Raw genomic sequence first — 9915 nt, forward strand, 5'->3', positions numbered from 1 at the left:
GACTACCAACCCCGCGGCGTCAAATGCGGAAACTCACCCGAAAACAGGCCCTAAATGCCAACAATGTCTCGGGACATCTGTCAACGATGTCCCGAGACATCACAGTCGTAGCGGGGACAGGATTCGAACCTGCGACCTCTGGGTTATGAGCCCAGCGAGCTACCGAGCTGCTCCACCCCGCGTCGGGTAAATGCCAGGTTACCGAAGGACGGAGGGCAAGGCCAAATCACTGCCGATCCACCGCAGCAGCTCGTCGGCGGGCAGCGGGGGGTGTGCACGAAGCCCTGGGTGATATTGCAGCTATAGAAAAGCCCCGCGGCGACCCAGCCGACGCGTCCCAGACTCCTGAACCGACGCCACGCGTGCCGCGTGTAGTGCTTCATCCACGCCCCAAGGGTTGATCGCTCAGAACGTGAAAATGCCCCCAAATCGCATTAGTAGCAAACGCCAAGTTGGTTACTTCGCGGCGTTGTACTTCTCCATCGCGTCATCCAAGCGCTGCAACGCAGTGCCGAACTCACCGAAATCACCGCTTTGCTGTGCCCCACGCAGCTCACCGAGCGCGGAATTCACCTCCTGCAGCGCTGCGGCCTTGGCCGCCGACAATTGGGTCGCGCCGCCGGGACCCGGCGGCACCGCGGCGACCGGTGTCTGCCCCTCCGGTGCCCGGCCGGGTTGGTTGGGTGGCGCCGCGGCGGGCTGGCCATCGGTCGCCGGTGCGGCCGCCAGCGGCTGTCCGTTCGGCGACTCGGCCGGCGCCGGCCCGGTCGCGGTGGCGTCGGCGCCGGGTCCGAACAACTCGCGCAGCGCGTCGCGCACCGTGGGCCCGTAGCCGACCTGGTCGTTGTACATCATCGCCACCCGGATCAGGCGCGGGTATGACGACGAGGCGTCGCTGGCGCCGGGCGAGGCATAGACGGGCGCGACGTAGAGCAGCCCGCCCTGGGCCACCGGGAGCGTGAGCAGGTTGCCCCACCGGATGCGGTTCTGGTTGTCGCGGCCAATGACGCCGAGGTCCTGGCTCACCGCGGTGTCGGTGCTTATCGCGTTGAACGCCAACTTCGGGCCGTTGACCTGTCCCGGGATGGTCAGCACCGTGAGCTTGCCGTAGGTCTCGGGATCCGAACTCGCACTGATGTAGGCGGCCAGGAAGTCGCGACGGAACCGGTTCATCGCGCTGGTCAGCTGGAACGACGCCGAATTATCGTTGGCCGCAAGATCTTTGGCCACGATGTAGTACGGCGGCTGGTAGCTGCTGGCGGTCGGGTTGGGATCCAGCGGCACATCCCAGAAGTCCGAGGTGGAGAAGAACGTCACCGGATCGTCGACGTGGTACTTCGCCAGCAGCGCGCGCTGCACCTTGAACATGTCCTCCGGGTAACGCAGATGCTGTTGCAGCTCCGGGCTGATTTCGCTCTTGGGCTTCACCGTGTCCGGGAACACCTTCATCCACGCCTGCAGCACCGGGTCCTGCTCATCCTGCGCGTAGAGGGTGACGGTGCCGTCGTACGCGTCTACGGTCGCCTTCACCGAGTTGCGGATGTACGAGACCTGCTTGTCGGGGGCCAGCCGGTTGACGGCCACCTCGTTGGAGTCGGCGGTGGCGCTCGACAGCGTGGTCAACTCCGAGTACGGGTAGTTGTCCAGTGTGGTGTAGCCGTCGACGATCCACACCACCCGCTTGTTGACGATGGCCGGATACACGGTGGTGTCGGTGGTCAGCCACGGCGCGGCAGCCTCCACCCGCTCGGCCGGATCGCGGTTGAACAGGATCTTGCTGTTCTCGCCAATAACGTTGGAGAACAGGAAGTTTCGCTCGGCGAACTTGGCGGCGAACACCGACCGGCCCAGCCAGTTGCCGACCGGCACACCGCCGCTGCCGGTGTAGGTGTAGTTGCGGGTATCGGTGCTGGTTTCGAAGTCGTACTCCCTGGGCGCACCGTTCTCACCGACGATTGCATAGTCTGCCGAGGTGTTGGAGATGACCGGACCGAAGTAGATGCGCGGTTGATCCAGCGGCGCCGGCCCTTGGTTGATGTTGCCGTCCGGACCGACGGCGTTGACCAGGAACTCCGGATACCCGCCGTTCTGGTTGGGGTCGTTGGCGATTCCGCGCACCGTGTTGGCCGGCGAGGCGATGAAGCCGTTGCCGTGCGTGTAGACGCTGTGCCGGTTGATCCAGTCGCGCTGGTTGTCGATGAGCCGGTCCGGGTTGAGTTCGCGGGCGGCTACGACGTAGTCGCGCAAGTTTCCATCCCGGTCCCGATACCGATCCATGTTGAGGTGATCGGGGAAGTAATAGAAGTTCTTGCCCTGCTGGAACTGGGTGAACGCCGGGCTGACGATGGTCGGGTCGAGTAGCCGGATATTCGACGTCGTCGCCCGGTCGGCGGCCACCTGCTGGGCGGTCGCCTGCGCGTCGCCGCTGTAACTGCGGTAGCTGACTATCCCGTCGGTCAGCCCGTAGGCCTGCCTGGTGGCCGTGATACTTCGGCTGATGTACTCGCTTTCCTTCTGCGCGGCATTGGGTTTGACGCTGAACTGTTCGACGATCAGCGGCCAGCCCGCGCCGATGATCATCGACGACAACAACAGCAGGACCACGCCGATCGCGGGTATCCGCAAGTCCCGCAGCACGATCGCGGAGAACACTGCGATAGCACAGATCACCGCGATCGCCATCAGGATCAGCTTGGCCGGCATTACGGCATTGATGTCGGTGTAGCCGGCTCCGGTAAACGGCTTGCCGCCGCGAGTGTGGCTGAGCAGCTCGAAACGGTCCAGCCAGTACGCGACCGCCTTGAGCAGCACCAGGGTTCCGACCAGTGAAATCAACTGAATGCGCGCGGAGCGGCTCAGCGCCCCAGTCCGGCCGGTCAGCCGGATGCCGCCGAACAGGTAGTGGCCCAACAGGTTGGCGACCAGCGCCAGGAAGGTCGCGACGAACAGGTACTGCAGCACCAGCCGGTAGAACGGCAGGTCGAACGCGTAGAAGCCGAGGTCCATGCCGAACTGCGGGTCGGAGACGCCGAAGCTGCCGCCGTGCAGGAACAGCTGGATCCGCTCCCAGTAGCTCTGCGCGACGATTCCGGCCAGCAGCCCGATGAATGCCGGAACACCGATGCCCACCAGCCGTAGCCGGGTCATCACCGCGGTGCGATACCGCGCGACCGGGTCGTTGGGCCCATTGGTGGGGACGAAGACCGGCCGGGTCCGGTACGCCAACGCCAGTCCGGCGAACACGACGACACCGATCAGCACCGACACCACCAGGAAAATGACGAGCCGGGTGACCAGCGCAGTGGTGAAGACCGAGCGATAGCCGAGCTCACCGAACCACAGCCAGTCGACGTAGGCGTCGATGAAGCGCGGTCCGATCAACAGCAGCACCACCACCGCCAGCGCGATGGCAATCAGAATTCGGCTACGCCGCGTCAGCTTCGGCATCTTCGCCGCAGGCCGCATACCCACTCGTCAACTCCCGGTCTTCACCAATGTACGTCCTTGACGACGTGCCACAACTCTACGCATCGGTCCCGCGGGAAGGTGTCAACACCGAGAAGCCTCGCCACCGGCGGAAACCGCCTTCAATGCGTCCACCGCCTGGGCCAGATCGTCGATCTTGATCAGATCCATGCCGTTATCCCGGGCGGACTTCGCTTCATCGCAGTTTTTCGCCGGAACGAGGAACACGGTGGCGCCGGCCTCCTGAGCGGCCACGATCTTGTGCGTGATGCCGCCGATCGAGCCGACTTTGCCCTCGGCGTTGATGGTGCCGGTGCCGGCGACGAACTTGGATCCACTCAGCTCGCCGGTGGTGAGCTTGTCGATGACGGCCAGGCTGAAAACCAGTCCGGCCGACGGCCCGCCGATGTTGGCGAGGTTGAAGTCGATGGTGAACGGTGCCCACGGTGCCTCGATCACGCCGATTCCCAGAAACCCGTGCGGACGATCCGGATTGGAGCCCAGCTTGATAGTCGCGACCCCCGGCGGCGCGTTCTTGCGGCGGAAGTCGATCACCACCTCCTGGCCGGGAGTGGTCTTCTCCATCATCTGCTGAAACTGATCCAGGCCGCCGGTCACCGGGACACCGTTGACCGCGTCGATGGCGTCGCCCTCGGCCAGCTTGCCTTCCGACGGTCCGTCCTCGTTGACGATCTCCACCGTGACCGCCGACGGGTACTTCAGATAGCTCAGCGCGGCGTATTCGGCGCTGTCCTCGGATCGCTTGAAGTCTTTGGTGTTGGCCTGGTCGATTTCGTCCTTGGACTTTTCCGGCGGGTAGACCAGGTCACGCGGAATCACCTGTTCACGGCCCGACATCCACAGCGTCAAAGCCTGGCCCAGGGTGAGGTTGTCGCGCTGGGACACGGTGGTCATGTTGAGGTGCCCCGACGTCGGATGCTCATCGGTGCCCTCGATGTCCACGACCTCCTTGCCCTCGACCTCGCCGAGGGTGTCGAACGTCGGGCCGGGGCCCAGCGCCACATACGGCACCGTCACTATCGCGAGCAACAGCCCGAACGCCAAGATCGGCACAAAGGCGACCAGCAACGTCGAAATCCGCCTGTTCACGCCGCCAACACTAGACGGCCGCGGCTGCCAGGTTCACTGAGAGCGTGACCCGGGCGCCCGCGCGACCCGCTGGTCATGAGTACCGTTGAGGGCATGGCTGACCAGCCCTTCGGCTTCCCCTCCGGGGATGACCCCGAGCGCGACAAGCGCAAGAAGGATTCCGGCGCGGGTGATTCGGGGTCGGAGTCGTTTGACATCTCCGAGCTCGGTCAGATCTTCAGCCGCCTCGGCGAGATGTTCAGCGGCGCAGGCAGCGTGATGACCGGCGGCAACCAGTCCGGTCCGGTGAACTACGATCTCGCACGCCAGCTGGCGTCGAGTTCGATCGGCTTCGTCGCCCCCGTCCCGGAAAAAACCGGCACGGCGATCGCCGACGCGGTGCACCTCGCCGAGACGTGGCTGGACGGGGTGACGGCACTGCCGGCCGGCACCACCAAGGCCGTCGCATGGACTCCCAACGACTGGATCGACAACACCCTGGAAACCTGGAAGCGGCTGTGCGACCCGGTGGCCGAGCAGATCTCGACGGTGTGGGCGTCCGCGCTTCCCGAGGAAGCCAAGAGCATGGCCGGCCCGCTGCTGTCGTTGATGACGCAGATGGGCGGCATGGCGTTCGGCTCGCAGCTCGGCCAGGCGCTGGGCAAGTTGAGCCGCGAAGTCCTGACATCGACCGACATCGGGCTGCCGCTGGGCCCCAAGGGTGTCGCCGCGCTGATGCCCGATGCCGTCGAGTCCCTCTCCGAGGGTCTCGAACAGCCGCGCAGCGAGATTCTGACCTTCCTGGCCGCCCGTGAGGCCGCACACCATCGGCTGTTCAGCCATGTGCCGTGGCTGGCCAGCCAGCTGCTCAACGCCGTCGAGGCCTTCGCCAAGGGCATGAAGATCGACATGAGCGGCATCGAGGAGTTCGCGCAGGGATTCAATCCGGCGTCGCTGACCGACCCGTCGGCGATGGAGCAGCTGCTGAACCAGGGCATCTTCGAGCCGAAGGCCACCCCCGAGCAGACCGCGGCCCTGGACCGGCTGGAGACCCTGCTGGCGCTGATCGAGGGCTGGGTGCAGACCGTGGTGAACGATGCGCTGGGCGAGCGGATCCCGGGCGCGTCGGCATTGAGTGAAACGCTGCGCCGGCGGCGGGCCACCGGCGGCCCGGCCGAGCAGACCTTTGCGACGCTGGTCGGCCTGGAGCTGCGACCCCGCAAGCTGCGGGAGGCCGCGGTGTTGTGGGAGCGCCTGACCGAGGCCGCGGGTGTCGACGCCCGCGACGCGGTGTGGCAGCACCCGGACCTGTTGCCCCATTCGGACGATCTCGACGAGCCGGCCGGCTTCATCGACAGGATCATCGGCGGCGATACCAGCGGCTTCGACAGCGCCATCGAGGAAGCCATCGCCGATCTGGACAAGGATCCCGACCACGGGCAGGACGACAGCAAGGACTCGTAAGCACTAGGGGGCTGTCGGGGACCAAGGAGGGCTGGCGACGTGGAGGACTTCGACAGGGCGAGATCCGTCACGCGTGCCACATTTGTGGCCATCGCGCCCGCCATACTGTTCGCCGCGATGATCTGGCACCCCTACCTCCCTGGCCGGTTGCCGGATCACGCCGCAGTCGCCGAGGCCGTGACCGACGACACCACTCGGTGGGGCCTCGCACATCTGACGGCGGCCCTCGCCTCTGCGGCCCTCATCCTCGCATTCATCGCCATCCGCGGTTTCCTCCGCGAAGCGGGTGACAAGGCCTGGAGTGCAATCGGTCTGGGCTTGATCGTGATCGGCAGCGTGTCTAATGCCGTGCTGCCGGGGATGGAGTTCGCACCACTCGCAGCTGTCGAGACCGGCGCCGATCCCGAAGCCGCCCAGGTAGCCCTAGACCAGTGGTTCGTGCCGGTGCTGTTCATCGGAGCACTCGCCTTTGCGGCCGGCGTGGTGTGCGTTGGGGTAGCACTCCTCCGCCACGGGGCCCTGAACCCGATGCTGAGCTGGGTCGTCGTGGGTGCGCTCATCGTCATGGCGGCGTCCCGGTTGGTGCCGTTCGCCGCCGTCCAGTTCTATCTGCAGAGTGCAGCCGCGCTGATCGCGCTGTGGCCACTGGCCTGGGTTGTGTGGACGCGCGGCGGCGGTCCAGCCGCGTCCAGCCGCCCTGGCTAGGGCTGTGGATAACCTCGCCGGCTTGGCGGTGCGGCGTGGCATCCTCACCCCATGAAGCGCTATGCGCTCAACCCCGCCATGCCGGTGTTGTTGCGCCCCGACGGGGTGGTGCAGGTGGGCTGGGATCCGCGGCGCGCCGTGCTGGTCCGCCCGCCGCGCGGGTTGACCGCGCCGGCGTTGGCCGAACTGCTGCGCGTGATGCAATCGGGCGCCACGGTTGCCGAGGTTCACGCGCTGGCCGACGGCGTCGACGCGTCCGTGATCGTCGACCTGGTGGCGGCGCTGGTGGACGCCGGTGTGGTGTCCGCCACCAGCACACCGTGTCGGCGCACCCGTTCGGCGTCCATCCGAATCCATGGCCGGGGACCACTGTCGGATCTGCTGACCAGTGCGCTGCGCTGCTCGGGCGCCCGGATCAAGCACAGCAGCCTGCCGCACGCCGCCGTCACGGCGGAGACCACCGACCTGGTTGTGCTGTCGGATTACCTGGTGGCCGACCCGCGGATGCTGCGCGAGCTGCATGTCGCGCGGGTGCCGCACCTGACCGTGCGGGTTCGCGACGGCGCCGGTCTGGTCGGGCCGTTGGTCATTCCGGGTGTCACCAGCTGTCTGGGCTGCGCGGATCTGCATCGCAGCGACCGGGACGCGGCCTGGCCGGCCGTTGCGGCGCAGCTGCGCGACACCGTCGGAAGTGCCGATCGAGCCACCGTGCTGGCCACCGCGGCGCTGGCACTAAACCAGGTCGATCACGTCATCCGCGCCGTTCGCGGCGGCAACGGGTCCAACGGGGCACCCGGGCCACCGTCCACGTTGGACACCACGCTCGAGTTCGACGTCAACACCGGCTCGATCGTGGCGCGCCGGTGGTCGCGGCACCCTCGATGCTTCTGCTAAACGTCAAGTACCCCGGGGGGGTATCGTGCAACCATGACATCCGACCAGTACTTCGCGACCGACGGCGCGACCATCGCCTACCAAATCAGCGGAACTGGAGCACCCGTTGGTTATGCGCATGGCGTGCTCCTGAGCCGGGCCGCGGTACGGGGCCTGGGCATCTTCGACCTCGACGAAATCGGCGCCGGCCGCCGCCTGCTCACCTACGATCAGCGCGCTCACGGCCAATCCACTGGAAACGCCAAACCGGCCAATTACCGATTCGAGCAGGCCGCCGACGACCTGCTCGGCCTGCTCGATGCCGCCGAAATCCACGAACCGATCGACTTCGCCGGCTCCTCCCTCGGCGCAGCCGCGGTGCTGTATGCAGCGTTAGCTGCTCCCGAACGATTCCGGCGACTGGCCCTTCTGGTCCCACCCGTGGCCTGGGAATCCGGCCCAAATCAGCAGCGACATTGGTACTTCGACACCGCCGACACCATCGACGAGATCGGCGCCGCCGCATGGCGACAGCAGTGGGCTGATGCACCGCCGCTCCCAATATTCGCCGACTACCCGCAGGGCAAGTTTGACCCCGACATCGACGATGAATCGGCATCGGCGGTACTGCGCGGCATTGGACTTTCCGACCTGCCCGACCCCACGAAACTCAGCCCGCTCTCGCAGCCCGCGCTAATCCTGGCCTGGGACACCGATCCGCTTCATCCGGTGTCGACCGCAGAGCGCCTCGCCGAGCTGATACCCACATCAACGCTGCACATCGCCCGCACCGTCGACGACGTCATGACGTGGACACGGCGCACCGCGGATTTTTTCAACAGGTAGCAGCCGCACGGTTTCCCTGAAAACAGCTGTTGCCAGATGGTTGCCGGGTCGTCAGAACCGTAGGGGATGATGGTCTGGTGACTGACATCAAACGGGGCCGCGCCGCCCGCAATGCGAAGCTGGCGAGCCTGCCCGTCGGCATGGCGGGCCGGGCGGCCCTGGGGTTCGGCAAACGGCTGACCGGCACGTCGAAAGACGATGTCAACGCGGAGCTGATGGACAAGGCCGCCCAGCAGCTGTTCACCGTCCTTGGCGAGCTCAAGGGCGGCGCGATGAAGGTCGGTCAGGCGCTGTCGGTGATGGAGGCCGCCATCCCCGAGCAGTACGGCAAGCCGTACCGGGAGGCGCTGACCAAGCTGCAGAAGGATGCGCCGCCGCTGCCGGCCGCCAAGGTGCATCGGGTGTTGGACGCGCAGCTGGGCACCAAGTGGCGCGAGCGGTTCGCCTCGTTCGACGACCAACCGGTGGCGTCGGCCAGCATCGGCCAGGTGCACAAGGCGGTGTGGTCGGACGGCCGCGAGGTCGCGGTCAAGATCCAGTACCCCGGTGCCGACGAGGCGCTGCGCGCCGACCTGAAGACCATGAAGCGGATGGTCAGCGTGCTCAAGCAGCTCTCCCCCGGCGCCGACGTGCAGGGCGTGGTCGACGAGCTGATCGAACGCACCGAGATGGAACTCGACTACCGGCTGGAGGCCGACAATCAGCGCGCCTTTGCCAAAGCCTATGAGGGACATCCACATTTCGTCGTTCCGCACATCGTGGCAAGCGCGCCCAAGGTCGTGATCCAGGAATGGATCGAGGGAATCCCGATGTCGCACATCATCCGGGACGGCACCACCGAACAGCGCGACCTGATGGGCGCCCGGCTGTTCGAGCTGACCTATGACGCCCCACGCCGGCTCGAGATGATGCACGGCGACGCTCATCCGGGCAATTTCATGCTGCTGCCCGACGACAAGATGGGCGTCATCGACTTCGGTGCGGTGGCCCCGATGCCGGGCGGAATTCCGATCGAGCTCGGCCTGGCGACGCGCTACGCGCTGGACAAGGACTGGGACAACCTGCTGCCCACCCTGGAGAAGATCGGCTTCATCCAGAAGGGCGAGCAGGTATCGACCCGCGAAATGGAAGACATGCTGCGGCAATACGTGGAGCCCCTGAAGGTCGAGGTCTTTCACTACACCCGCAAGTGGCTGCAGAAGATGACCGCGGTCAACATGGACCGGTCGGTGGCGCAGATCAGGGCGGCCCGGCAGATGGACATTCCGGTCAAGTTGGCAATCCCGATGCGGGTGATCGCCTCCAACGTCGCGATCTCCTGCCAGCTCGATGCGCACATTCCCGCCAGAGAGCTTGCCACCCAACTAGTCCCGGGTTTCGCCGAAGAAGCGGCTTAGTTCGGGAAGACCCGGCAGCGCTTACGCGGCTGCCGGGCTTTCCTCGGTGTTCTTGCGCGGCCGGCCGCGCGGGCGC

The 9915-nt window shown here is 66.1% G+C and carries 7 protein-coding genes and 1 tRNA gene; 5 read left to right on the forward strand and 3 right to left on the reverse strand.

What is annotated here, in order from left to right:
- Positions 1-108 precede the first annotated feature (108 nt).
- From ACRDU5_RS23330 to ACRDU5_RS23340, 3 genes are all read right to left on the reverse strand, one after another.
- Positions 109-182: transfer RNA gene (locus ACRDU5_RS23330), tRNA-Met, on the reverse strand.
- Between the two features lie 274 nt (positions 183-456).
- Positions 457-3471 (reverse strand): UPF0182 family membrane protein, encoded by a 3015-nt coding sequence (locus ACRDU5_RS23335; protein WP_526617362.1) that lies wholly within the window; start codon positions 3469-3471, stop codon positions 457-459.
- Positions 3472-3549: 78 nt separating this feature from the next.
- Positions 3550-4575, reverse strand: coding sequence for a YlbL family protein (locus ACRDU5_RS23340; protein WP_526617363.1), 1026 nt, complete (start codon positions 4573-4575; stop codon positions 3550-3552).
- A gap of 93 nt (positions 4576-4668) precedes the next feature.
- Between ACRDU5_RS23340 and ACRDU5_RS23345 the strand changes: the two genes are divergently transcribed.
- From ACRDU5_RS23345 to ACRDU5_RS23365, 5 genes are all read left to right on the forward strand, one after another.
- Positions 4669-6018, forward strand: coding sequence for a zinc-dependent metalloprotease (locus ACRDU5_RS23345; protein ID WP_526617364.1), 1350 nt, complete (start codon positions 4669-4671; stop codon positions 6016-6018).
- Between the two features lie 117 nt (positions 6019-6135).
- Positions 6136-6723 carry a hypothetical protein gene (locus ACRDU5_RS23350; protein WP_526617365.1) on the forward strand — a complete coding sequence of 196 codons (588 nt, stop codon included), beginning with the start codon at positions 6136-6138 and terminating at the stop codon, positions 6721-6723.
- 51 nt (positions 6724-6774) lie between these two features.
- Positions 6775-7617, forward strand: coding sequence for a cyclodehydratase (locus ACRDU5_RS23355; protein WP_526617366.1), 843 nt, complete (start codon positions 6775-6777; stop codon positions 7615-7617).
- Positions 7618-7650: 33 nt separating this feature from the next.
- A complete protein-coding gene (locus tag ACRDU5_RS23360; protein WP_526617367.1) occupies positions 7651-8442 on the forward strand; it encodes an alpha/beta fold hydrolase in 792 nt (263 codons plus the stop codon).
- 29 nt (positions 8443-8471) lie between these two features.
- Positions 8472-9839, forward strand: coding sequence for a macrolide-binding ATPase MABP-1 (locus ACRDU5_RS23365; protein ID WP_526617368.1), 1368 nt, complete (start codon positions 8472-8474; stop codon positions 9837-9839).
- Positions 9840-9915: the final 76 nt, after the last annotated feature.

Source organism: Mycobacterium sp. (assembly GCF_050701515.1).
GTDB lineage: Bacteria > Actinomycetota > Actinomycetes > Mycobacteriales > Mycobacteriaceae > Mycobacterium.